This window comes from Micromonospora sp. NPDC000089, from assembly GCF_042899365.1.
In the GTDB taxonomy this organism is placed as follows: Bacteria; Actinomycetota; Actinomycetes; order Mycobacteriales; family Micromonosporaceae; genus Micromonospora.
On sequence record NZ_JBIAZT010000004.1, the window covers coordinates 212414 to 233742 of the forward strand.

Annotated in this window: 21 protein-coding genes; 9 read left to right on the forward strand and 12 right to left on the reverse strand. The window is 74.2% G+C overall.

The genetic code is table 11. The features are described from left to right. Positions 1 to 32: 32 nt before the first annotated feature. Positions 33 to 812, reverse strand: coding sequence for a glucose 1-dehydrogenase (locus ACFY3U_RS10565; RefSeq protein ID WP_387198266.1), 780 nt, complete (start codon positions 810 to 812; stop codon positions 33 to 35). Beyond that, a complete protein-coding gene (locus ACFY3U_RS10570; protein WP_387198269.1) occupies positions 812 to 2656 on the reverse strand; it encodes a glycoside hydrolase family 15 protein in 1845 nt (614 codons plus the stop codon). The genes ACFY3U_RS10565 and ACFY3U_RS10570 overlap by 1 nt, the downstream gene beginning before the upstream one ends. Before the next feature lie 101 nt (positions 2657 to 2757). Between ACFY3U_RS10570 and ACFY3U_RS10575 the strand changes: the two genes are divergently transcribed. Beyond that, on the forward strand, positions 2758 to 3345 hold the full coding sequence (locus tag ACFY3U_RS10575) for a general stress protein (RefSeq protein ID WP_387198271.1): 588 nt from the start codon (positions 2758 to 2760) through the stop codon (positions 3343 to 3345). Between the two features lie 53 nt (positions 3346 to 3398). On the opposite strand, the gene ACFY3U_RS10580 is transcribed toward ACFY3U_RS10575, so the two are convergent. Both ACFY3U_RS10580 and ACFY3U_RS10585 read right to left on the reverse strand, forming a co-directional pair. Then, the gene (locus ACFY3U_RS10580; protein ID WP_387198274.1) at positions 3399 to 3986 is read right to left on the reverse strand and encodes a DUF1684 domain-containing protein; all 588 of its coding nucleotides are present in this window, start codon (positions 3984 to 3986) and stop codon (positions 3399 to 3401) included. A gap of 9 nt (positions 3987 to 3995) precedes the next feature. Next, positions 3996 to 4538: a GNAT family N-acetyltransferase gene (locus tag ACFY3U_RS10585; protein WP_387198277.1), complete on the reverse strand. Its 543-nt coding sequence runs from the start codon at positions 4536 to 4538 to the stop codon at positions 3996 to 3998. Between the two features lie 154 nt (positions 4539 to 4692). On the opposite strand from ACFY3U_RS10585, the gene ACFY3U_RS10590 reads away from it, so the two are divergent. Both ACFY3U_RS10590 and ACFY3U_RS10595 read left to right on the forward strand, forming a co-directional pair. Continuing rightward, a complete protein-coding gene (locus ACFY3U_RS10590) occupies positions 4693 to 5175 on the forward strand; it encodes a MarR family winged helix-turn-helix transcriptional regulator (protein WP_387198279.1) in 483 nt (160 codons plus the stop codon). Positions 5176 to 5186: 11 nt separating this feature from the next. Next, entirely contained in the window at positions 5187 to 6173 is a 987-nt protein-coding gene (locus ACFY3U_RS10595; protein WP_387198282.1) for a pirin family protein, read from the forward strand. A 45-nt stretch (positions 6174 to 6218) separates the two neighbouring features. Here the strand turns inward: ACFY3U_RS10595 and ACFY3U_RS10600 are convergent, their stop codons facing one another. Further along, positions 6219 to 6347 (reverse strand): hypothetical protein, encoded by a 129-nt coding sequence (locus ACFY3U_RS10600; RefSeq protein ID WP_387198285.1) that lies wholly within the window; start codon positions 6345 to 6347, stop codon positions 6219 to 6221. A 136-nt stretch (positions 6348 to 6483) separates the two neighbouring features. Here ACFY3U_RS10600 and ACFY3U_RS10605 point away from each other — a divergent pair, with 136 nt between their 5' ends. Further along, the gene (locus tag ACFY3U_RS10605) at positions 6484 to 8073 is read left to right on the forward strand and encodes a phospholipase D family protein (protein ID WP_387198288.1); all 1590 of its coding nucleotides are present in this window, start codon (positions 6484 to 6486) and stop codon (positions 8071 to 8073) included. Here the strand turns inward: ACFY3U_RS10605 and ACFY3U_RS10610 are convergent. After that, positions 8022 to 8780: a hypothetical protein gene (locus ACFY3U_RS10610; RefSeq protein ID WP_387198291.1), complete on the reverse strand. Its 759-nt coding sequence runs from the start codon at positions 8778 to 8780 to the stop codon at positions 8022 to 8024. The two genes, ACFY3U_RS10605 and ACFY3U_RS10610, sit on opposite strands and share 52 nt — an antisense overlap. A gap of 422 nt (positions 8781 to 9202) precedes the next feature. Between ACFY3U_RS10610 and ACFY3U_RS10615 the strand changes: the two genes are divergently transcribed. Next, positions 9203 to 10024, forward strand: coding sequence for a SigB/SigF/SigG family RNA polymerase sigma factor (locus tag ACFY3U_RS10615; protein ID WP_387198294.1), 822 nt, complete (start codon positions 9203 to 9205; stop codon positions 10022 to 10024). Between the two features lie 101 nt (positions 10025 to 10125). Here the strand turns inward: ACFY3U_RS10615 and ACFY3U_RS10620 are convergent, their stop codons facing one another. From ACFY3U_RS10620 to ACFY3U_RS10630, 3 genes are read right to left on the reverse strand one after another with little or no spacing between them, the layout of a single operon-like run. Further along, positions 10126 to 10719, reverse strand: a complete 594-nt coding sequence (locus tag ACFY3U_RS10620) for a GNAT family N-acetyltransferase (RefSeq protein ID WP_387198297.1) — start codon at positions 10717 to 10719, stop codon at positions 10126 to 10128. After that, positions 10716 to 12224 (reverse strand): APC family permease, encoded by a 1509-nt coding sequence (locus ACFY3U_RS10625; protein WP_387198299.1) that lies wholly within the window; start codon positions 12222 to 12224, stop codon positions 10716 to 10718. The genes ACFY3U_RS10620 and ACFY3U_RS10625 overlap by 4 nt, the downstream gene beginning before the upstream one ends. A gap of 47 nt (positions 12225 to 12271) precedes the next feature. Continuing rightward, on the reverse strand, positions 12272 to 12898 hold the full coding sequence (locus ACFY3U_RS10630) for a GPP34 family phosphoprotein (protein WP_387198302.1): 627 nt from the start codon (positions 12896 to 12898) through the stop codon (positions 12272 to 12274). Positions 12899 to 13042: 144 nt separating this feature from the next. Between ACFY3U_RS10630 and ACFY3U_RS10635 the strand changes: the two genes are divergently transcribed. The 3 genes from ACFY3U_RS10635 to hrpB are packed head-to-tail and all read left to right on the forward strand — an operon-like array spanning position 13043 to position 16664. Beyond that, positions 13043 to 13885: a helix-turn-helix domain-containing protein gene (locus ACFY3U_RS10635; RefSeq protein ID WP_387198305.1), complete on the forward strand. Its 843-nt coding sequence runs from the start codon at positions 13043 to 13045 to the stop codon at positions 13883 to 13885. Positions 13886 to 13925: 40 nt separating this feature from the next. Then, a complete protein-coding gene (locus ACFY3U_RS10640) occupies positions 13926 to 14126 on the forward strand; it encodes a DUF397 domain-containing protein (RefSeq protein ID WP_387198308.1) in 201 nt (66 codons plus the stop codon). A 3-nt stretch (positions 14127 to 14129) separates the two neighbouring features. Next, positions 14130 to 16664, forward strand: a complete 2535-nt coding sequence (gene hrpB, locus ACFY3U_RS10645; protein ID WP_387198311.1) for an ATP-dependent helicase HrpB — start codon at positions 14130 to 14132, stop codon at positions 16662 to 16664. Between the two features lie 7 nt (positions 16665 to 16671). Here hrpB and ACFY3U_RS10650 read toward each other — a convergent pair whose 3' ends face one another. Then, entirely contained in the window at positions 16672 to 17397 is a 726-nt protein-coding gene (locus ACFY3U_RS10650; protein WP_387198314.1) for a PP2C family protein-serine/threonine phosphatase, read from the reverse strand. Positions 17398 to 17646: 249 nt separating this feature from the next. On the opposite strand from ACFY3U_RS10650, the gene ACFY3U_RS10655 reads away from it, so the two are divergent. Then, the gene (locus ACFY3U_RS10655; protein WP_387198851.1) at positions 17647 to 20256 is read left to right on the forward strand and encodes a glycoside hydrolase family 9 protein; all 2610 of its coding nucleotides are present in this window, start codon (positions 17647 to 17649) and stop codon (positions 20254 to 20256) included. A gap of 334 nt (positions 20257 to 20590) precedes the next feature. On the opposite strand, the gene ACFY3U_RS10660 is transcribed toward ACFY3U_RS10655, so the two are convergent. Both ACFY3U_RS10660 and ACFY3U_RS10665 read right to left on the reverse strand, forming a co-directional pair. Further along, the gene (locus ACFY3U_RS10660; RefSeq protein ID WP_387198317.1) at positions 20591 to 20863 is read right to left on the reverse strand and encodes a flavin reductase; all 273 of its coding nucleotides are present in this window, start codon (positions 20861 to 20863) and stop codon (positions 20591 to 20593) included. 26 nt (positions 20864 to 20889) lie between these two features. After that, positions 20890 to 21147, reverse strand: a complete 258-nt coding sequence (locus ACFY3U_RS10665; protein ID WP_387198320.1) for a hypothetical protein — start codon at positions 21145 to 21147, stop codon at positions 20890 to 20892. Positions 21148 to 21329: the final 182 nt, after the last annotated feature.

Genomic DNA, 21329 nt, shown 5'->3' on the forward strand with positions numbered 1-21329 from the left:
CGCGGAGGGTCGGCGCGCCGGTGGCCGAGCCGTCAGGCGCCCTGACCCTGGTTCTGCATCAGGCCACCGTCCATGAAGTACGTCGACCCGGTGACGTACTCGGCGTCGTCGCTGGCCAGGAAGACCGCCAGCTTGGCGATCTCCTGCGGCTCGGCGGCCCGCTTCCACGGAATGCTCTGCACCTGCTCCTGCAGGTACTGCGGGTCGTCGATGGCCTTCTGGTTGAACGGGGTGAGCACCATGCCGGGTCCGATGTTGTTGACGTTCATCTTCATCGGGGCGACCTCCAGGGCGAGGCTCTTGGCCAGCTCCAGCATGCCGCCCTTGCTGGAGTCGTAGTCCGCGCCGCCGGCCCGGGCCACCTCCTGGTGGATCGAGGTGACGTTGATGATCTTTCCGTGGCCGCCCTGGTCGCGGCGGTGCCGGACGAACCGGCGGGCACAGAAGAACATCCCGTACAGATTGGTGCGGATGCACCGGTCCCAGGTCTCGGTGTCCAGGTCGGCGACCGGGATGCCGGAGGCGTCCACCCCGGCGTCGTTCATCAGGATGTCCAACCGGCCGAACTCGGCCAGCGCCTCGTCGAACATCGCCTCGACCTGGTGCTCGACGCTGATGTCGCCCTGCACCACGACGGCCCGCTGGCCGGCCTTCTCGATCTCGGCCTTGGTGTGGTTCGCCCCCGCGTGGTCCTCCAGGTAGTGCACCACCACGTCGGCGCCCTCCTGCCCGAACGCGATGGCGCTGGCCTGCCCGATACCCGAATCCGATCCCGTGACCATCGCGGTCCGGCCGGTCAGTCGTCCGGTCATCAGCGTGCTCCCTCCTCGGCGCCCGCGCCGGTCGGCACGGGCTGACGGTGGTGCGCGACGGGCTCCGCCCCGGCCTCGGTGAGCCGGCCGGCGGCGTTGATCAGACCGATGTGCGAGAACGCCTGGGGGAAGTTGCCCAACTGCTCCCCGGTGGCCTGGTCCAGCTGCTCCGCGTAGAGCCCGAGGTCGTTCACCCGGCCGGCGAGATCCGCGAACAGCCGGACCGCGCGGTCCTTCTGCCCGGCCATGGCCAGGCAGCTGACCAGCCAGAACGAGCAGATGACGAAGCCGGCGGGGTCGCCGTCCCAGCGGCGCAACAGGCCGTCGTGGGACAGCCGGCGCTCCACCACGTCCATCGTGGACAACATCCGCGGGTCATCCGCCGGCAGGAACCCGACCAGCGGCATGATCAGCACCGAGGCGTCCAGGTTGTCGGAGTCGAAGGCCCCGGTGTACGCGCCGAGCCGCTCGTTCCAGCCGCGGGTCAGCACCGCCTCCCGCACCTCGTCCCGGGCGGCCGCCCAGCGGGCCACGTCGTCCCGGTCGCCCAGCCGCGGGCCGAAGCGCACCGCCCGGTCGAGCGCGGTCCAGCACTGCACCTTGGACGACACGTAGTGCCGCTCGGCGTCCCGCGCCTCCCACATCCCGGCGTCCGGCCGGCGCCAGTCGGTCACCGCCTGCTCGGCCAGCGCGCGCAGCAGGTGGTGCACGTCGGGCGTCATCGGGTCCAGGTAGTGCCGCATCAGCCAGGCGGCGTCCAGGATCTCGCCGAGCACGTCGGTCTGCCGCTGCTTCCAGGCGTCGTTGCCGACGAAGACCGGCCGGCTGTCGGCGTACCCGGGGAGGTGGTCGAGGGTGTGCTCGGTGAGGTCCCGCTCCCCCTCGACGCCGTACATGATGGGCACCGGGGCGTCCTCGATCCGGCCCATCGCCCGGGACACCCAGGCGAACTGCCGGTTCGCCTCGTCCGGGCAGGCCGCCCGCCAGAGCGCCTGCAGGGTGAGGCTGAAGTCGCGCACCCAGACGAAGCGGTAGTCGTAGTTGCGGTCGCCGCCGAGCTGCTCGGGCAGCGAGGTGCTGGCCGCAGCGACGATCGCGCCGCTGGGTTGGTAGGTCATCCCCTGCACGATCATCGCGCTGCGCCGCACCTCGTCGCGGAACACGCCGCGATACTGGTCGCGGTGCAGGTCGGCCCAGGACCGCCAGCCGGCCACCGCGTCCGCGACCGCCCGGTCGGCGGCCGGCAGCTCAGGTGCCCGCCCGCCGTAGGTCGGGGCGTACCCGAGGGTGAAGCCGTGGCGTTGCCCGGCGCGGACGGTGAAGCCGCCGGTGGCGTTGCCCTCGGCGCACTCCAGCGGCACGTCGGCGCGCAGGCTGAGCCGGCAGGCGCCGGCCGTCGCGTCGATCACCCCGTCGGCGGCGGGCATCAGGTACGCGGTGACCCGCCCGTACTCGAACCGGGGCTGGTAGTCGACCCGCATCTCCACCTCGCCGGAGATGCCCTCCACCAGCCGGGCCAGCACCCGGGGTGAGCGCAGCCCGATGTCGTGGCCGCGCGCGCCGGGCTCCAGGGCCAGCGCGTCGGTGACCGCCACCACGCCGCCGGCGGTGGTGAAGACGGTCCGCAGCACCAGCGTCTCGTCCAGATAGGACCGCTTCGAGGTGTACCGGCCGTCGGGCCGGATCGACCAGTGCCCCGCCCGGTCGCCGAGCAACCGGCCGAAGACCGACGGTCCGTCGAACCGGGCCGGGCACCACCAGTTGACCGAGCCGTCCCGGTCCACCAGGACGGCGCTGCGTCCGTCCGCCAGGAAGCCGTGTTCGCTGATCCGTCCGCTGTCCACGCCGGGGTCTACCCGATGGGTCCGGCGGCATTCCTCAGGGTCGGTCGGCGTTACCGGCGGGCGTGGGCGGGAACGCCGCGGGTTGACGAAGGAGGATGCTCATGACCAGACCCTCGAACCAGACCGCCACCTGGCGGCCCGGTGCGCCGGGCGGCGACAACCTCCCGTCCGGTCCGGCCGGGCGGCCGGTGGCACCCAGCGGGGACGGCCACGGCCCGCAGGCCGGCCCGCCGACGGTGACGATCGGGTCGTACCCGGACTATCCCTCCGCCCAGCGGGTGGTGGACTACCTGGCGGACAACCGGTTCCCGGTGGAGCACACGGCGATCGTCGGCACCAACCTGACGTTGGTGGAGACGGTGCTGGGGAGGCTCACCACCGGCCGGGCCGCGCTGCTCGGGGCGGGCACCGGCGCCTGGTTCGGCCTCTTCATCGGCTTGCTGTTCGGCATCTTCACCGCCGGCAACTGGGTGGCGGTGATCCTGGTCGGGCTGGTGATCGGGGCGATCTGGGGTGCGGTGTTCGGCGCGGTGGCGCACGCGATGTCCGGTGGGCAGCGCGACTTCACCTCGGCGAGCTTGTTGCGTGCCGGCCAGTACGCGGTGACCGTGGACGCCAACCTGGCCGACCAGGCCCGGCAGCTGCTGGGCCGGATGCACCTGACACCGGGCGGCGCCGTCGCGCGCTGACCCCCCTGTCACCCCACGCCCCGGCGCCGTCCGCGCCGGGGCGTGGTCGCGCTTCAGCGGTGGTACGCCAGCTCGCCGGCCCGGATCGGCGCCTCCACCCGGTTCTCCGGGGGCGCCAGCGGGCAGGCCCACCGGTCGTCGTACGCGCAGCTCGGGTTGTAGAGGTAGTTGGCGTCCAGCCGGACCCGCCCGCCGGGCAGCACGGTCAGCCCGCGGCCGAAGGTGCCCTTCACGGTGTCGGTGAGGTAGCGCCCGCCGCCGTAGCTGTCGGTGCCGCACGTGCCGTCGCGCAGCGGGACGAACAACCCGCCCCCGTACGCCTCGATCCACCACAGGGTGAGCGGCCCCCAGGGCGTCTCGGCGACGGCCACCCGGCGGTAGCGGACCACCCCGTCCGGGCCACCGGTGTCGATGCTCTCCTCGCCGGAGGCGGGGCGCAGCGGCGCCTCGACGATCGCGTCCGGATTCGGGGGGAACCAGCCCAGCCCGGCGAAGCCGGGCCGGTCGGCGGGCGGGACCGGGCTGCTCGGGTGGGTGCCGAACAGCTCGTCCCGGGCGGCGCGGAACCCGGCCAGGTCGAGGTCGGACAGGTAGAGCCGGGCCACCCGCTCCCGCCAGTCGAGCACGTCGAGATCGTCCACGCCCCGACCCTAGCCCGCCGGCGACGGGTCGGTGACGAGCCGGGCGTGCAGGTGCTCGTCGTACCGCCGGCCGTCGCCGTAGGTGTACGACTCGCGCAGGGTGCCCTCGACCGGGTAGCCGGTCCGGGCGGCCACCCGGCAGGAGGCCGGATTGGCCACCGCGTGGCACAGCTCGATCCGGTGCAGCGGCAGCCGGTCGAAGGCCCAGGTGGTGAGGGCGGCCACGGCGCCGGAGGCGACGCCCCGGCCGCGGGCGGCGGCGACCGTCCAGTAGCCGATCGCGGCGTCCCCGTGGTGGATCCGGTTGAGCGACACGGAACCGAGCAGGGTGTCGTCGTCGGGGCCGGCCACGGCCAGTGAGACATGGTCGCCCGCCGACCAGTCCGCCCGCAGCCGGACCCACTCGCGGGCGCCTTCCAGGTCGGCGCAGAGCCGCGACGGGTTCCACTGGGCGACGGCCGGCTCACGCATGGCGGCGAGGACGGCCGGGGCGTCCCGGTCCCGCCAGGGCCGCAGCCGCAGGCCGGGCGGGGTCAACTCGAAGGGCTCCACGAGGGGCGAGTCTGGCACCCACGGGCCACTCCGCGCTCGCTCTTTTCCGGCATCGTCCTTCAAATCTCCACAAGAGTCCGATTCGCGCTTCGATCACGCCTTCCACGCGCGCAAGAACTCTTGTTGAAATTTTAAATAGTGCTATCGTAGGGGCATGACGGAGAGCCTGGACCCGAAGCGGATGGCCGCCTGGCGGGCGTACATCGAGTCGAGCCAGCGACTGTTCACCCGGCTCGAGGACGACCTGCGCGCCGACAGCGAGCTGAGCTTCGCCGACTACCACGTGCTGGTCCTGCTCTCCGAGGCGCCGGGGCAGCGACTGCGGATGGGCGAGCTGGCCGGCCGGCTGGTCTTCTCCCCCAGCCGCCTGACCTACCAGATCTCCGTGATGCAGAAGCGCGGCCTGGTGGCCAAGCAGTCCTGCGCGCAGGACGGCCGGGGCAGCGAGGCCGTGCTCACCGCCGCCGGGCTGCTGGCCCTGCGCGAGGCCGCGCCGCACCACCTGGCGTCGGTCCGCCGGCATCTGATGGACGACCTCGACGACGCCGAGGTCGCCTGCCTCACCCGGGTCTTCGAGCGGATCGGCCGGCGGTTGCGCGCCGACCGCGACCCGTCGTCCACCCACCACGACAACTGAAGGAGCCCGAGATGCCCGCCATCACCGTCGACGACGTCCTCGTCCTGCCCCGCCTGCCCCGGCTGGACGAGTCCACCAGCTACCGGCCGGTCCGCCGCATGATCACCGCTCCGAGCGGCTACGAGGGCGAGGGCTTCCCGGTCCGCCGCGCCTTCGCCGGGGTGCCGATGAGCGAGCTGGACCCGTTCATCCACCTCGACCAGATGGGCGAGGTCGACTACGCCCCCGGCGAGCCGAAGGGCACCCCGTGGCACCCGCACCGCGGCTTCGAGACGGTCACCTACATGATCGACGGGATCATGGACCACCAGGACACCCTCGGTGGCGGTGGCACCATCACCGACGGCGACACCCAGTGGATGACCGCCGGCAGCGGCCTGCTGCACATCGAGGCTCCGCCGGAGCACCTGGTGACCAGCGGCGGCCTCTTCCACGGCCTGCAGCTCTGGGTCAACCTGCCCCGGGTGGCCAAGATGATGGCCCCGCGCTACCAGGACATCCGGGGCCGGGAGTCCGCCCTGCTCACCACGCCGGACGGCGGCGCGCTGATCCGGGTGATCGCCGGCGAGGTGGCCGGGCACCAGGGCCCGGGCTCGACCCACACGCCGATCACCATCGCCCACGTCACGCTGCAGCCCGGCGCCGAGCTGAGCCTGCCCTGGCGGCCGGACTTCAACGCGCTGGTCTACGCGCTGGGCGGGCGGGGCACGGTCGGCACCGACCAGCGGCCGTTCGCCACCGGTCAGCTGGCGGTGCACGGGCCGGGCGACGCGCTGCGGGTCACCGCGGACGCGAAGCAGGACGCCAACACCCCGGCGCTGGACCTCTACATCATGGGCGGCCAGCCCATCCGGGAGCCGGTGGCGCACTACGGCCCGTTCGTGATGAACACCCGCGCCGAGCTGATGCAGGCCTTCGAGGACTTCCAGGCCGGCCGCCTCGGCGTGGTCCCCGCCGAGCGGCTGCCGCACACCGACGGCCAGGGCGAGCGTCCCTGATCACGGGTGGGGCGCCCCGGTCCGCCGGGGCGCCCGGGCGCGGCGTCAGGAGACGGCGAAGATGCCGGCCACCCCCAGGATCACCATGAGCAGCACCGCCAGGACCGCGCCTCGTTCGCTCTCGACCGCCTGCGGGCGGTACTCGGACGCGGTGTGGGTGGTGTCGGCGGGCATACCGGTGGCCTCCTCGGCTTCGGGTGGACGGGGTGTGCGGTGGGCCTCACCCGGGCGATGTCGGCCGGAGCCGGCGTGCGCGCCCGGTGATCGGGCCCTACCGTGAGGACGTCGCCGACCTCGGGAGGGCTGGAACGTGGCCATGCGGGACTGGTTCCTGACCGCTGAGGAACGTGCCAACCCGGTCTCGGGTTTACCCGTCTGGACCAGCGGAAACGTGGCAGAGCCGTTAATTCACGGCGCCGCCTACTTCGACCGCCTGGTGACCGAGGTCGAGGCGCTCAAGGCCGGCGACCACCTCTTCTTCACCGACTGGCGGGGCGACCCGGACGAGCGGATGCGCCCGGACGGCCCCACGGTCGTGCAGATCTTCGCGCAGGCCGCCCAGCGCGGGGTGGTGGTCAAGGGGCTGCTCTGGCGCTCCCACCTCGACGCGCTGTCGTACAGCGAGGCGGAGAACCGCAGCCTGAGCGAGGCGATCCGCGCCGCCGGCGGTGAGGTGCTGCTCGACCAGCGGGTCCGCCGGGGCGGCTCGCACCACCAGAAGCTGGTCGTGCTGCGCCATCCCGGCGCGCCGGAGCGGGACGTCGCGTTCGCCGGCGGCATCGACCTGTGCCACAGCCGGCGGGACGACGCCGCGCACCACGGCGACCCGCAGCCGCTGGCCATGAACGCGCGGTACGGCCCGAACCCGCCCTGGCACGACGTGCAGCTGGCGCTGCGCGGGCCGGTGGTCGGCGCGCTGGACACCACCTTCCGGGAGCGCTGGACCGACCCGATGCCGCTGGACTCGGAGAACCCGCTGGCGTACCTGCGGGACCGGCTGCGTGGCTCCGACCTCACCCCCGACCCGCTGCCCGAGCAGCCGGCCGACCCGCCGCCCTGCGGCCCGCACCACATCCAGGTGCTGCGCACCTACCCGGCGGTCCGCCCCCGCTACTCGTTCGCCCCGGACGGCGAGCGCACCGTGGCGCGCGGCTACACCAAGGCGGTACGCCGGGCCCGCCGGCTGATCTACCTGGAGGACCAGTACCTCTGGTCCAAGGAGGTGGCCGAGCTGTTCGCCGCGGCGCTGCGCGCCCAACCCGACCTGCACCTGGTGGCGGTGGTCCCCCGCCACCCGGACGTGGACGGCGCGCTGGCGCTGCCGCCGAACATGGTGGGTCGGGAGCAGGCGCTGTCGCTGTGCCAAAAGGCCGCCCCGGAGCGGGTGCACGTCTTCGACGTGGAGAACCACGCCGGCACACCGGTCTACGTGCACGCCAAGGTGTGCGTGATCGACGACGTGTGGGCCAGCGTGGGCAGCGACAACTTCAACCGCCGGTCCTGGACGCACGACAGCGAGCTGTCCTGCGCGGTATTCGACGAGACCCGTGACGAGCGGGCGCCAGCCGACCCGGCGGGCCTGGGCGACGGCGCCCGGGTCTACCCCCGCGAGCTGCGGCTGCGGCTGTGGCGGGAGCACCTGGACCGGGACCCGGACGGCGGCGAGGACGACGACCTGCTCGACCCGGCCGACGCGGTACGCGCGATCACCGCGGCCGCCGACGCGCTGCAGCGGTGGCACGACGGGGGGCGGCAGGGTCCCCGCCCGCCGGGCCGGCTGCGCCCGCACCGGCCGGAGCGGCTGCCCTGGCGGACCCGGCTCTGGGCGCTGCCGGCGTACCGGCTGGTCTACGACCCGGACGGCAGGCCGCTGCGGGCCCGGCGCGACGGCACCTGGTGACCGGAACGCTCGTTGCCGGGCCGGGGCGCGGGCGGGGCCGGGTAGCGGGCGAGGCCGCCCGGATAGGCGAACGAGGTACGCGGTGAGTAGAAGCCCCAGGCGATCAGCAGCGGGTTCTCCGGGCGCAGCGCGTAGCAGGGGTGCCCGGGCTGAAGGAACTCCACCGACTCGATCTCGAAGGGCGTGACCGGCTCGGCGACGAACGGGTAGAGGGAGCTGTAGAGCTGCCCGTCCCGCCGGGTGAAGTAGCGGCGGTGGCCGGCGCTCACCCGCTGGCCGGTCTGCCCGACCCGGGCGCGGGCCCGGATCAGCGGCACCCCGTCCGCCTCGGTCTCGGCGACCAGCTCGTCGCCGCGGCTGGCGATGGTGGTGCGGCCGGCCACCACCGGCGCGCCGCGCGCCTCGGCGTAGGCCCGCACGGTGGGGCTGGACGCCACGTAGTGGGTCCACCAGCCGCCGGGCGTCACGCCGTCCGGCGCGTCCACCCCGGCCAGGGCCACCCCGAGGTAGGTCAGCGAGTACGCGCCGAAGCCGGAGGTCTGGGCGTCGTCCTCGACCACGTACTGGTTCATGAAGACCTGGCCGTCCGGGCGGGGTCGCAACCCGGGCGGCACCAGGGCGGCGGCCGCGTCGGGGTCCGCCGGCAGCCAGCTGAAGTGCAGCGTACGGCTGTCGACGACGATCTGCGGATCCGCGGGATCGAGCACGGCGCCTCCGGGACAGGGGTCTCACCGCCGACGCTACGGGCCGTCTCGTCGGCGGTACAACGACGGAAAGCCGACAGAGAACGTCGCGTGTCGGGTTCTGACTTGACCGCCGATCCCTCCCTCCGTCCGGTCGGATCGTCCGAGGCGAACGTCCGATGGCGCGGCCGAACCGGGCGGTGGGGCGGGCATCGGACGCACGGTGCGACCCGGATCGGCCGACCCGACCGGTAACCGTGATCACAAACTCGCAGGTTTGCCGCCGATTCGCCCGTTTCATGCCCGGAAATAACGTAAGTACATCAGCCTTTCGGCTAGCTTTCGGTTCGACGATCAGGCTAAGGTGACTCCCGAACGGACCAACTGAAGCTAAACCTAAGCGTCACGTCTTTTTGTCCGCGGACGAGGTGCAGGGAGGACCACCAATGACCGCGTCAACGATGAGCGAGCAGGCGACCACAACGCCGTCCACCGAGAAGTTGGACCCGCGCGCCCTGACCGACAGCGCCGCCGACCTGCTGAACGCGATGGCCGCGCTGCCGGCCGGCCACCCGTCCCGGGCCAGCCTGCGGGACCGGGCCATCGAGGCCTGGCTGCCGCTGGCCAACCACCTGGCGCACCGCTACAGCGGTCGCGGCGAGCCCACCGACGACCTGGCCCAGACCGCCGCGGTCGGCCTGATCAAGGCGATCGACAAGTTCGACCCGACCCGCGGCGTCGACTTCGCCGGCTACGCGATCCCGACCATCATCGGCGAGCTCAAGCGGCACTTCCGCGACCGCACCTGGGACATCCGGGTGCCCCGCCGGCTGCAGGAGCTGCGGCTGGCGATCTCCGACGCGAACAGCTCCCTGCTGCAGACCCTCGGCCGCTCGCCGACGGTCGCCGACATCGCCGCCCACCTCAAGCTCACCGAGGAAGAGGTGCTGGAGGGCCTGGAGGGCGCCCGCGCCTACAACGCGGTCTCGCTGTCCACCCCGACCGGTGACGGCGACCGCGCCACCGAGCTGGGCGACATGCTCGGCGGCGACGACAACGAGTTCGAGCTGGCCGAGCTGCGGGTCGCCCTCGGCCCGGCGCTGGCCACCCTCGACGAGCGCGAGCAGAAGATTCTCACCCTGCGCTTCTACGGCAACCTGACCCAGTCGCAGATCGCCGACCAGATCGGCGTCTCGCAGATGCACGTGTCCCGGCTGCTGGCCCGGGCGCTGACCAAGCTGCGGGGTCAGCTCGACGGCACCTACTGAGGTGCGGTGACGACGGCCCACCCGGCCGCCACGAACCACGGAGCCCGGTCGGCGATTCGCCGACCGGGCTCTTCCTTGTGCCGGGGCTCCTGGGCCGCTGCTCACCGAGCGGCGGGGGCCCGCCACATGGGGTGGAACGGGGTGCCGTCGGGTAGCCGGAAGGGCTCGGACGGGACGTAGCCGTGCCGGGCGTACAGCGCCCGGCTGCCGTCGCTGCTGGCCTCCAGGTAGCCGGGCAACCCCTCGGCGTCCAACGCGGCGTGGTGGTGGCGCAGCAGCGCCGTGCCGGTGCCCCGGCCCTGGCGCCCCGGCGCGACCGCCAGGAACGCCAGGTGGTGGTGCGGGGCGTGCGGGTGGTTGGCCTCGAAGAGCTCGTCGAGGAGCCGGAACCGGGGCGTCCACTCGCCGCAGGCGGCGGCCACCCGCTCGTCGTAGTCGGCCGGGAGCGGCGCCGGCTCGCCGACCTGGGGCAGCCAGACGGCCACCCCGGACCGGTCGGCGGTGCCGTGCACGACGCCGTGCCGCATGGCGTGCTCGACCAGGATCTCGAAGTCGTCGGCCAGCACCGCCCGCCGCTTCGCGTCGTCCGGCACCAGCCAGGCGGTGACCGCGAGCGGCTCGAACGCCGCCGCGATCAGCTCGGCCACCGCCCGCGTCTCGCCCGCGTCCAGCCGTTCGACCGGTACGCCCGTCACCGCGCCGCCTCCGCCTCGCTCGCGGTCGGGGCGACCGGGGTCGCCGCGCTCTCGGCGCCCCGCCCGATCCGGGCGTACACCTCGGGTTTGTTGCCGCGCAGCGCGAGCCCCCACAGGGCGCCGAGCACCGCGGCGACCGGGTAGACCGCCGGGATGATCCAGCGCAGCGGGGAGTCCGGCGCGACGCCGAGCAGGGTGGCGAAGTTGGCCACCGCCACCACGATGATGACGAAGAGCGCGACCGCGGCGATGCCCGGCGCGACCAGCCGCCGCCAGGCGCTCTCCGCGACGCCGGAGCGGGCGAAGAACGCGATCACCGCGACCGAGGTGGCGGCGATCAGCAGCAGCACGCCGAAGCCGCCACCGGTGCCGCCCCAGAAGAACAGCTTCACCAGCGGGTCCCAGCCGGCCACCGCGTACAGGACGATCACCGCGAGGCCGAGGACGCTCTGCGCCACCGACGCGACCCGCGGCGCGCCGGTCCGCGGCGAGGTCTGCCCGAAGACCGCGGGCAGCACCCGCTCCCGACCCAGGGCGAAGGTGTACCGGGCGGTGGTGTTGTGGAACGAGATCATCGCGGCGAGCAGCGAGGTGAGGAAGAGCGCCTGCCCGATGTTCACCGCCGTCTCGCCGAGGTGCTCGCCGGCCAGCCCGAAGATCAGCCCGGTGCTCTGCTCCCGGGACGCGTCGACGATCTTGTCCGGCCCGGTGGCCACCGTCATGGTCCAGGCGGAGAAGGCGTACAGGGCGGCGATGATCCCCACCGACAGGTAGGTGGCCAGCGGCACCGTGCGGCGCGGGTCCTTGCTCTCCTCGCTGAACACCACGGCCGACTCGAAGCCGGTGAAGCCGGTGGCGGCGAGGACCAGGACGGCGCCGACGCCGGGCACGAAGAGGTTCTCCGGCGACAGGGTGGTGAAGCTGACCGAGCCGTCCGCCGGGTGGGTCACCTGGGCCAGGTCGAAGACCAGGATCACGGTGATCTCGGCGACCAGCAGCACCGCCAGCACCAGGCCGTTGATGTCCACCCGGAGCACGCCGAGCGCGGCGACCAGCGCCCAGGCGACCAGCGCCACCACCCACCAGGACGCGCTGACGCCGAACAGCTGGGCCAGCACCGGTTCGGCCGCGGCGCCGACCGCGCCGTACAGGCCGATCTGCAGGGCGTTGTACGCGATCAGCGCCACCCAGGCGGCGCCCACCCCGGCCGGGCGGCCGAGCCCGCGGGCGATGTACGCGTAGAAGGCGCCGGCGTTCTCCACCCGCCGGGCCATCGCCACGTATCCGACGGAGAACAGCGCCAGCACGGCGGCCACCACCAGGAAGGCCAGCGGAATGCCGGTGACACCGGTGACCGCGTAGCCGGTGGTGACCACGCCGGCGACCACCGTCAGCGGGGCGGCGGCGGAGAGCACGAAGAAGATGATCGAGGGGACGCCGAGCCGGCCACGGGCCAGGGCGTCGGAGACGTTGCTGGGACGGTCCAGCGTTGCTGTCGGGGGCATCGGGGCTGCTCCGGTTCCAGGGGAGGGACGAGGGGATGTCGGCGGAGTCAGGGGGCGCCGCGTAGCACCGCCGCGCCGACGGCGGCCTCGGTGTGCGCGGCCAGTTCCTTCAGCGGGGGCGGCAGCGACTGGGTCAGCACGCCGAGCCGGTGCTGCGCCCGGGGGCCGGCGTTCCAGAGCACCTCGCGGTGCAGCCCGGTGGCGGAGACCAGGCCCAGCAGCGCCCCGTCGGCCACCGACGGCGGGTCGGCCCGCTCCAGCACCGCCCGCAGCCGGATGGCCGGCCACGCGGCGGCGTTCAGGTCGATCGGTACGTAGCTGACGCTGGCCCGCAGCAGCCGCCGGGTCTCCTGCCGGCGCAGCACGCCGGCGCGGGACAGCCGCTCCCCCACCGACCCGGTCGAGGACTGGGCCAGGAAGCTGAGCCAGGTGCGGAGCTCCTGGTGCTGGGGTTCGCCGACCAGTTGGTCCAGCACGGTGTGCGCCAGCGCGTCGGGCGGTGGGCGCCGGTCGACGATCGTCACCAGGCCGTTCGCCACGGTGATCCGCCCGAACAGGACCAGCTCGCCCAGCAGGGCGCCGGCCAGGCCGAGCCCGGTGGCGCCGGCGTGCAACTTGGCCTTGCCGCGGCTGTCGTTGTGGGCGATCAGGAAGAACTCGTCGGCGATGAGCACACGAGCCTCCTATGCGGATTGTCCACAGGTGATCGACGCCGGGTGACAGGATGCCCGCACCGTGCCGTCGATGCAACTCCCGTTTTCGGCAGTTGCACTCCGTGCTCGGGCGACCTGCGGATCTTGTCGTGACAGACTCGGAGGGTGACCACCAGCCCCACCCTCCGCCGCCGCCGCATCGCCCGGGAACTCCGCCAGCTGCGCGAACAGGCAGGGATGACCCTCGATGTCGCCGCCCGCCGGCTCGACATGTCCAAGAGCAACCTCTCCCGGATCGAGAACGCCCAGATCGGTATCCGCCCGCGCGACGTCCGCGCCGCGCTGGCGCTCTACCAGGTCACCGGCCCGGACGCCGAGGTGCTCATCGAGATCGCCCGGGACGCCCGACAGCGCGGCTGGTGGCAGAGCTACGGCGACGTGCTGCCCGAGTGGTTCGAGTTCTACGTCGGGCTGGAGGCGGAGGCGACCACGCTGCGGACGTACGAGTCGGAGGCGGTGCCGGGCCTGCTGCAGACCGAGGCGTACGCCCGGGAGGTGTTCCGGCGCACCGCCGGCGCGGACGGCCTGGAGCGCAAGGTGGCCGCCCGGCTGCGCCGGCAGGAGGTGCTGACCCGACCGTCCCCGGTGGAGTTGTCGGTGGTGCTCAACGAGGCGGTGCTGCGCCGCCCGGTGGGCGGGCCGGCCGTGATGGCCGCCCAGCTGCGCCACCTCGCCACCGCAGCCCAATTACCGAACGTGACCATTCAGGTGCTGCCCTTCGACACCGGCGGCCACCCGGCGATGAGCGCCCCGTACGTCATCATGGGCTTCCCCGACGCCGCCGACGCCCCGGTGGTCTACCTGGACAATCTCACCATGGGGCTGGCACTGGAGGAGGCCGGCCAGGTGCGCGGGTATAGCCTGGTGCACGAGGAGCTGTGCCGGACGGCGCTCGGGCCGGCGGACTCGTTGGCCCGCCTGATTGAGGCTGCTCGTCACTTTGCGTGACCGCTTGGTCGGCACGCCACGGGGAACGTGAGGGACCGCGATGATCGCGTTCGACCTGACCGGGGCGGCCTGGCGTACCAGCAGCCGGAGCATCGGCAACGGCAACTGCGTCGAGGTGGCCGCGATCGATCGTGCGGTGGCCGTCCGGGACAGCAAGGACCGGGCCGGCGGGGCGCTGGTCTTCTCCCCCGCCGCCTGGCGGTCCTTCGTGGCCGGCGTCGACGCGGTCCGCGCCGGCTGAGCCGTGCTCTCCGACGTACCCGTCGACCTGCCGGTCCGGCCGGTGCTGCCGGCGCTGGTCCGAGCCCTGGCCGGCGCGGGCGCCGCGGTCCTGGTCGCCCCGCCGGGCACCGGCAAGACCAGCCTGGCGCCGCTGGCGGTCGCCGACGAGGTGCCCGGCCGGGTGCTGGTCGCCCAGCCCCGGCGGGTGGCCGCCCGGGCGGCGGCCCGCCGGATGGCCGAGCTGCTCGGCGAGCGGGTCGGCGACCGGGTCGGGTACGCGGTGCGCGGCGAGCGGCGGAGCGGGCCGGCTACCCGGATCGAGGTGGTCACCACCGGATTACTGGTCCGCCGGCTCCAGCACGACCCGGAGCTGCCGGGCGTCGGCGCGGTGCTGCTCGACGAGTGCCACGAGCGACAGTTGGACGCGGACCTGGCGCTCGCCTTCGCGGTGGAGGCCCGCGCGGCACTACGCCCCGACCTGTGGCTGCTGGCCATGTCGGCGACCCCGGAGGCGGACCGGTTCGCCGCGCTGCTCGGTGGCGACCAGCCGGCGCCGGTGGTCCGGGCCGAGGCGGCGCTGCACCCGGTGACCCGGATCTGGGCGCCGCCGTCGCGACCGGTGCCGCCGCCGGGCGCGGGTCGGGTCGACCCGGCGCTGCTGGACCACGTGGCCGCCACGATCCGCCGGGCCCTGGCCGAGCAGGTGGGGGACGTGCTGGTCTTCCTGCCGGGGGCCGGCGAGATCGCCGGGGTCGCCCGCCGGCTCGCCGACCGCGCCGACGCCGCGGTGCTGCCGCTGCACGGTCGGCTGCCCGGCGCCGCGCAGGACGCCGCGCTGCGCCCGGCCGACCGGCGCCGGGTGGTGCTGGCCACCTCGGTGGCCGAGAGCAGCCTGACCGTGCCCGGGGTCCGGGTGGTGGTGGACGCCGGGCTGAGCCGGGTGGCCCGCACCGACCTGGCCCGCGGGCTGGGCGCGCTGGTCACCGTGCCGGTGTCCCGGGCCGCCGCCACCCAGCGGGCCGGCCGGGCCGGGCGGGAGGCGCCGGGGTACGTCTACCGGTGCTGGTCGGCGGCCACCCACGAGCGGCTGGCCGCGCAGCCGGAGCCGGAGATAGCCACCGCCGACCTGACCGGCTTCGCGCTGGACCTGGCCGCCTGGGGCAGCCCGGACGGCGCCGGGCTGGCGCTGCCGGATCCGCCGCCGGCCGCGGCGCTGACCGTGGCCCGGGAGACCCTGACCGTGCTCGGGGCGGTGGACGGCGAGGGTCGGATCACCGCCCGGGGCCGGGCGATCGCGGCGGCCGGCGCGCATCCCCGGCTGGGCCGGGCGCTGCTCGACGGCGCCCGCCGGGTCGGCGCCGGCCGGGCCGCCGAGCTGGTGGCGCTGCTGGCCGAGGACGGCCTGACCGGCCGGGCCGACGACCTGGTCGCGGCCTGGCGGCGGCTGCGCGCCGACGCCGACCCCGGCGCCACCGCCCGCTGGCGCGCCGAGGTGCGCCGGCTGCGCGCCGCCCTGCCCGACCGGCCCGCCGCCGACCCCGGCCGCACCCCCGGCGGTACGACCGGGAACCACCTGCCCGACGATCTGGCCGCCGGGTTGCTGGTCGGGTTGGCGTACCCGGAGCGGCTGGCCCGGGCGCGCCGGGCCGGCGGGACGGCGTACCTGATGGCCGGCGGGACCGCGGCGGAGCTGGCGGCGGGGTCGGGGCTGGCGGGCGTCGACTGGCTGGCGGTGGCGGTGGCCGACCGGTCCCCCGGCGCGCCGGCCGCCCGGGTCCGGCTGGCCGCCGCGCTGGACGAGGCGACCGCCCGGGAGGCCGCCGGCCCGCTGCTGCGCGAGCAGCGGCAGGTCGGCTGGGTCGACGGCGACGTGGTGGCCCGGGAGGTGCTCCGGCTGGGCGCGATCGAGCTGGTGGACCGGCCGCTGCACCGGCCCGACCGGGCGGAGCTGGCCGCGGCGCTGCGCGAGGGGCTGCGTCGGGAGGGGCTGGCGCTGCTGACCTGGACGCCGGCCGCCCGGGCGCTGCGCGCGCGGCTGGCCTGCGCCCGGCACGCGCTCGGCGGCGACTGGCCCGACGTGGCCGACGAGGCGCTGCTCGCCGCGGCCGACGACTGGCTGGGCCCGGAGCTGGCCGCCGGCCGGCGGCGGGCGGACCTGGCCCGGGTGGACGTGGCGGGTGCGCTGCGCCGGCTGCTGCCCTGGCGGGAGGCGGCCCGGCTGGACGAGGTGGTGCCCGAGCGGATCGAGGTGCCCAGCGGCTCCAAGATCCGGCTGGACTACGCCGACCCGGCCGCGCCGGTGCTCGCGGTGAAGCTGCAGGAGACGTTCGGCTGGCGGGCGGCGCCGCGGGTCGCCGACGGGCGGGTGCCGGTGCTGCTGCACCTGCTCTCCCCGGCCGGTCGGCCGGTCGCGGTCACCGCCGACCTGGCGTCGTTCTGGCGGAGCGGCTATCCGCAGGTGCGCGCCGAGCTGCGCGGACGGTATCCGCGCCACCCGTGGCCGGAGGACCCGACCACGGCCGCGCCGACCCGGCACACCACGCACCGGCGACACTGAGGCCGGCTCACTCCTCGACGATGTCGGCGATCACCACGGTGACGTTGTCCGGGCCGCCGGCGCGCAGGGCCAGGTCGATCAGCCGCCGGGCGCACGCCTCCGGATCCGGCGTCTCCCTCAGCACCTCGGCGAGCGTGTCGGCCCGGACGACGTTCGACAGGCCGTCGCTGCACAGCAGCCAGCGGTCGCCCGCCCAGGGCACCATGGTGGCGTACGCCGGGGAGACCTCGTCGCCCTGCAACGCCTGGGTGACCACCGCCCGGCGCGGGTGGCTGACCGCCTCCTCGGCGCTGATCAGCCCCTGGTCGACCAGCATCTGGACGAAGGTGTCGTCCCGGGTGACCTGCTTGAGGGTGCCCTCGCGGAACAGGTACGCCCGGGAGTCGCCGACGTGCGCCAGGGCCAGGCAGCTGCCGGTGCGGGAGAACAGCAGGGCGGTCAGCGTGGTGCCCATGCCCTGCCGCTCGGCGTCCTCGGCGACCGCCTGCCGGATCCGCTCGGTGGCCAGCTCGATGCCGCCCTGCAGGGCGGCCACCAGCGCGTCCTCGGGGGTCTCCACGTCCAGGGGCGCGACCGCGTCGATGGTGAGCCGGCTGGCCAGGTCGCCGGCCGCCATTCCGCCCATGCCGTCGGCGACGGCGACGAGCCAGGCACCGGCGTGCAGGGCGTCCTGGTTTCCGCTGCGGATCAGCCCACGGTCGCTCGTCCCGACGGAACGAAGCTTCAGGGTCATGGGTGGCAGCCTGCCAGGCGAAGGGTGCTGTTGTCTCTAGGAGATCAGGACGACGCCGCGTGGCGCGTCGAATCTCACTGTCGACCCGCGCGCCGCCGACCGTCTCGCCGCCCGCCTCGCCGCCCGTGGAAGGTCGGCCGGGCCGATCGATTGACAGGAATGGAACGCGCTGGAAACATCGAACCGTTATTGGGAGCGCTCCCAATCCACCACCACTCCCCGCCCGGAAGGGAATCCCCCGTGATCCTGATCCGACGCCACCGGCGCCGCCTCGCGGTAGTGGCGGCGACCGCCCTGGTCCTCACCGGCGTCCGCGCCGGCGTGGCCCACGCCGAGGTCCCGCCCGACGCCCCCGAACAGATCAGCAACGGCGACTTCAGCGAGGGCGTCAGCCCCTGGTTCTCGTACGGCACCGGCGCGCTGGACGCCACCGGCGGCCGGCTCTGCACCACCGTCCCGGGCGGGCTGGCGAACCCGTGGGACGCCGGCATCGGCCACGACGGCGTACGGCTCGTCGCCGGCGCCGAGTACCGGCTCGGCTTCGACGTCTCGGCCACCCCCGGCCTCGCCGTCAAGGCCGTCCTCCAGCTGGGCAGCGCCCCCTACACCACGTACGCCAGCGTGGACGCCACCGCCGCGCCGGACGGCACGCACGCCGAGCAGACGTTCACCGTGCCGGACGACAACGACAGCGCCCAGCTGGTCTTCCAAGTCGGCGGGGGCACCGGCGAGCAGCGGATCTGCCTGGACAACGTCTCGCTGCGCGGCGGCGAGGCGGCCCCGCCGTACGTGCCGGACACCGGCCCCCGGGTGCGGGTCAACCAGACCGGCTACCTGCCCGGCGGCCCGAAGAACGCCACCGTGGTCACCGACGCCACCGACCCGGTCAATTGGCAGCTGAAGTCCGCCGCCGGCGCGGTGGTGGCCACCGGCACGGCCACCCCGCGCGGGCTGGACGCCGCCTCCGGGCAGCACGTGCAGACCATCGACTTCTCCGCGGTGAAGACCCCCGGCACCGGCTACACCCTGGTCGCCGACGGCGAGACCAGCCACTCGTTCGACATCTCCGGCACCCTCTACGACGGGCTGCGCGCCGACTCGCTGCAGTTCTTCTACGCCCAGCGCAGCGGCATCGCGATCGACGGCGACCTGATCGGCGCGCAGTACGCCCGCCCGGCCGGGCACCTGGGCGTCGCGCCCAACCAGGGCGACACCGACGTGCCCTGCCAGCCCGGCGTCTGCGACTACCGGCTGGACGTGCGCGGCGGCTGGTACGACGCCGGCGACCACGGCAAGTACGTGGTCAACGGCGGTATCGCCACCTACCAGCTGCTGAACGCGTTCGAGCGGACCAAGACCGCCCAGAGCGCCGGCTTCGGCGCGGCGCTCGGCGACTCCACCCTGCGGGTGCCCGAGCGGGGCAACAAGGTGCCCGACATCCTCGACGAGGCACGCTGGGAGCTGGAGTTCCTGCTGCGCATGCAGGTGCCGGCGGGCAAGCCGCTGGCCGGCATGGTGCACCACAAGGTGCACGACAAGGCGTGGACCGGCCTGCCGCTCGCCCCGCAGGACGACCCGCAGCCGCGCGAGCTGCACCCGCCGTCCACCGCGGCCACCCTCAACCTGGCCGCCGTCGCCGCCCAGTGCGCGCGGCTGTTCGCCCCGTACGACGCCGCGTTCGCGGCCCGCTGCGGCGCCGCCGCGAAGACCGCGTACGCGGCGGCCAAGGCGCACCCGGCGATCTACGCGTCGGCCGCCGACGGCACCGGCGGCGGGGCGTACGAGGACGACAACGTCACCGACGAGTTCTACTGGGCGGCCACCGAGCTGTACCTGACCACCGGCGACGCCGCCTATCGCACCGACCTGACCGCGTCACCGCTGCACACGGCCGCCGACGTGTTCGCCCCGGCCGGCGCGTTCGGCTGGCAGAGCGTCGGCGCGCTGGGCCGGCTCGACCTAGCCACCGTGCCGAACGGCCTGCCCGCGGCCGACCTGGCCCGGGTCCGCGCCTCGGTGACCACCGCCGCCGACCACTACCTGGCCGCGCTACGCGCCCAGGCGTACGGGCTGCCGCTGCCCGGCGACGCCGCCAGCTACGTCTGGGGCAGCAACAGCAACGTGATCAACAACGCGGTGGTGCTGGCCGTCGCGTACGACCTGACCCGGGACGCGAAGTACCGGGACGGCGCGGTGCAGGCCGCCGACTACCTGCTCGGCCGCAACGCGCTGAACATCTCGTACGTGACCGGCTGGGGCGAGCGGTCGGCGCAGAACCAGCACAGCCGGATCTTCGGCCACCAGCTCGACCCGAAGCTGCCGCACCCGCCCGCCGGGTCGCTCGCCGGTGGCCCGAACGCCGGCCTCCAGGACCCGTACGCCGCCCAGCTGCTCAAGGGTTGCCAGCCGATGTTCTGCTACGTGGACGACATCAACTCGTACTCGACCAACGAGGTGGCGATCAACTGGAACTCGGCGCTGGCCTGGCTGGCGTCGTTCCTCGCCGACCAGGGCGCCGCCGACCCGGTGCCGGCGCCGACCTGTGCGGTGAGCTACCAGAACCACGGCGGCTGGCCGGACGGCTTCACCACCCAGGTCACCGTGCGCAACACCGGCACGGCGGCGGTGAACGGCTGGACGCTGCGCTGGGCGTTCCTCGGCGACCAGAAGGTGACCCACTCCTGGTCGACCGAGCTCACCCAGGCCGGCGCCACGGTCACCGCGAAGAACCTGTCGTGGAACGCGACGATCGCCCCCGGCGCGTCGGTCACCTTCGGCCTGAACGGCGCCACGGCCGGCGGCCCCAACCCGATCCCCGGGCTGGTCACCCTGAACGGCCACACCTGCACCACGTCCTGACCCTGCTCGTCCTGACCCTGCTCTGCGCCCACCCACGCAACACGCGGCGGGCATGACAGCGCTCGTTCCCTGAACCAGGGGCCTCTCCCGATCGCCGGGAGGCCCCTGGTTCCGTTCGAGGGGGCGATCTTGCACTTTCTGCCCGTACAAATCTGGCATTAGCCACGAAACAAAGGCCACAACTGCAAGATCGGCCCTGTTCGAGCGTGATCATGACGCGAGCCGCCACGGACCACCCGCCACCGGCCACGGGCGACGCGCATGATCGTGCTCGTTCCTGGATGTAGTGGCCTCGCCTCGATTCGGATGCCACTACATCCAGGATCGAGCGTGATCATGGCAGGTGTCCGCCGGGAGCGGCTGGGGGGACAGGGCCTGGCGGGTCCGCACCTCGGGCGCGGGCCCAGGCGAGGAACCGGTCCACCAGATCCGCCGGGCGAGCGTGTCCGTTGAGCTGGGCTAGTTGGTCGCCCGCCTCCTGCATCAGGGTGCCGAGGTAGACCAGCAGCGCCGTCCGGTCGTCGCGGTACTCGACGAGCAGCGCCAGCCGCGCCGGCTGGCACGGCCACTCCGCGCCGCACGCCCGGCACCGCCACAAGGGCCGCATGGGTACGTGCGGACGCGCCGGCCGGCTCACCGCTGCTCCCCGTACGGTCGGTCCGGGTTGCGCCGCCACCCACCGGCCCGCCAGCGCTGCGCGGGCGTCAGGTTGCCGGCCCGGCCCGGTTCCATGGTGGGCAGCACCCGGGTCGGGGCGTTCTCCCACGACACCCGGGGACGCGGCACCGGTGACGGCGGTGGCGGCACGGGCGCGCGCCGGCGGAGCCAGCGCAGTGGATCGCGCGTACGCGATGGCGGATCGGCGGCGCGGCGGCGGAAGCGGATCGGCACGGCGGGTCTCCTTCGCGGTCGTGGAAGGGCCGCCCGGACACCTCCGACGCGGTCGGCCGACTCCGGTGGGGAGTCGAGTTCCCGCGTCCGGTACGCCGGGCGGCCCGCGGTCCCGCCGACGGTTCGGGCCACGGCAGCGGTTCCGCTGCGGGAAACTCTGCCGCGCGTCGCGCGACGGCCAC

What these genes read in the sequence shown, in the direction of transcription:
- ACFY3U_RS10660 (WP_387198317.1), bottom strand. Translation starts at nt 20,863, where the DNA reads ATGCGGCCCTTGTGGCGGTGCCGGGCGTGCGGCGCGGAGTGGCCGTGC.
- ACFY3U_RS10595 (WP_387198282.1), top strand. Translation starts at nt 5,187, where the DNA reads ATGCCCGCCATCACCGTCGACGACGTCCTCGTCCTGCCCCGCCTGCCC.
- ACFY3U_RS10640 (WP_387198308.1), top strand. Translation starts at nt 13,926, where the DNA reads ATGATCGCGTTCGACCTGACCGGGGCGGCCTGGCGTACCAGCAGCCGG.
- ACFY3U_RS10590 (WP_387198279.1), top strand. Translation starts at nt 4,693, where the DNA reads ATGACGGAGAGCCTGGACCCGAAGCGGATGGCCGCCTGGCGGGCGTAC.
- ACFY3U_RS10600 (WP_387198285.1), bottom strand. Translation starts at nt 6,347, where the DNA reads ATGCCCGCCGACACCACCCACACCGCGTCCGAGTACCGCCCGCAGGCG.
- ACFY3U_RS10565 (WP_387198266.1), bottom strand. Translation starts at nt 812, where the DNA reads ATGACCGGACGACTGACCGGCCGGACCGCGATGGTCACGGGATCGGAT.
- ACFY3U_RS10575 (WP_387198271.1), top strand. Translation starts at nt 2,758, where the DNA reads ATGACCAGACCCTCGAACCAGACCGCCACCTGGCGGCCCGGTGCGCCG.
- ACFY3U_RS10615 (WP_387198294.1), top strand. Translation starts at nt 9,203, where the DNA reads ATGACCGCGTCAACGATGAGCGAGCAGGCGACCACAACGCCGTCCACC.
- ACFY3U_RS10625 (WP_387198299.1), bottom strand. Translation starts at nt 12,224, where the DNA reads ATGCCCCCGACAGCAACGCTGGACCGTCCCAGCAACGTCTCCGACGCC.
- ACFY3U_RS10650 (WP_387198314.1), bottom strand. Translation starts at nt 17,397, where the DNA reads ATGACCCTGAAGCTTCGTTCCGTCGGGACGAGCGACCGTGGGCTGATC.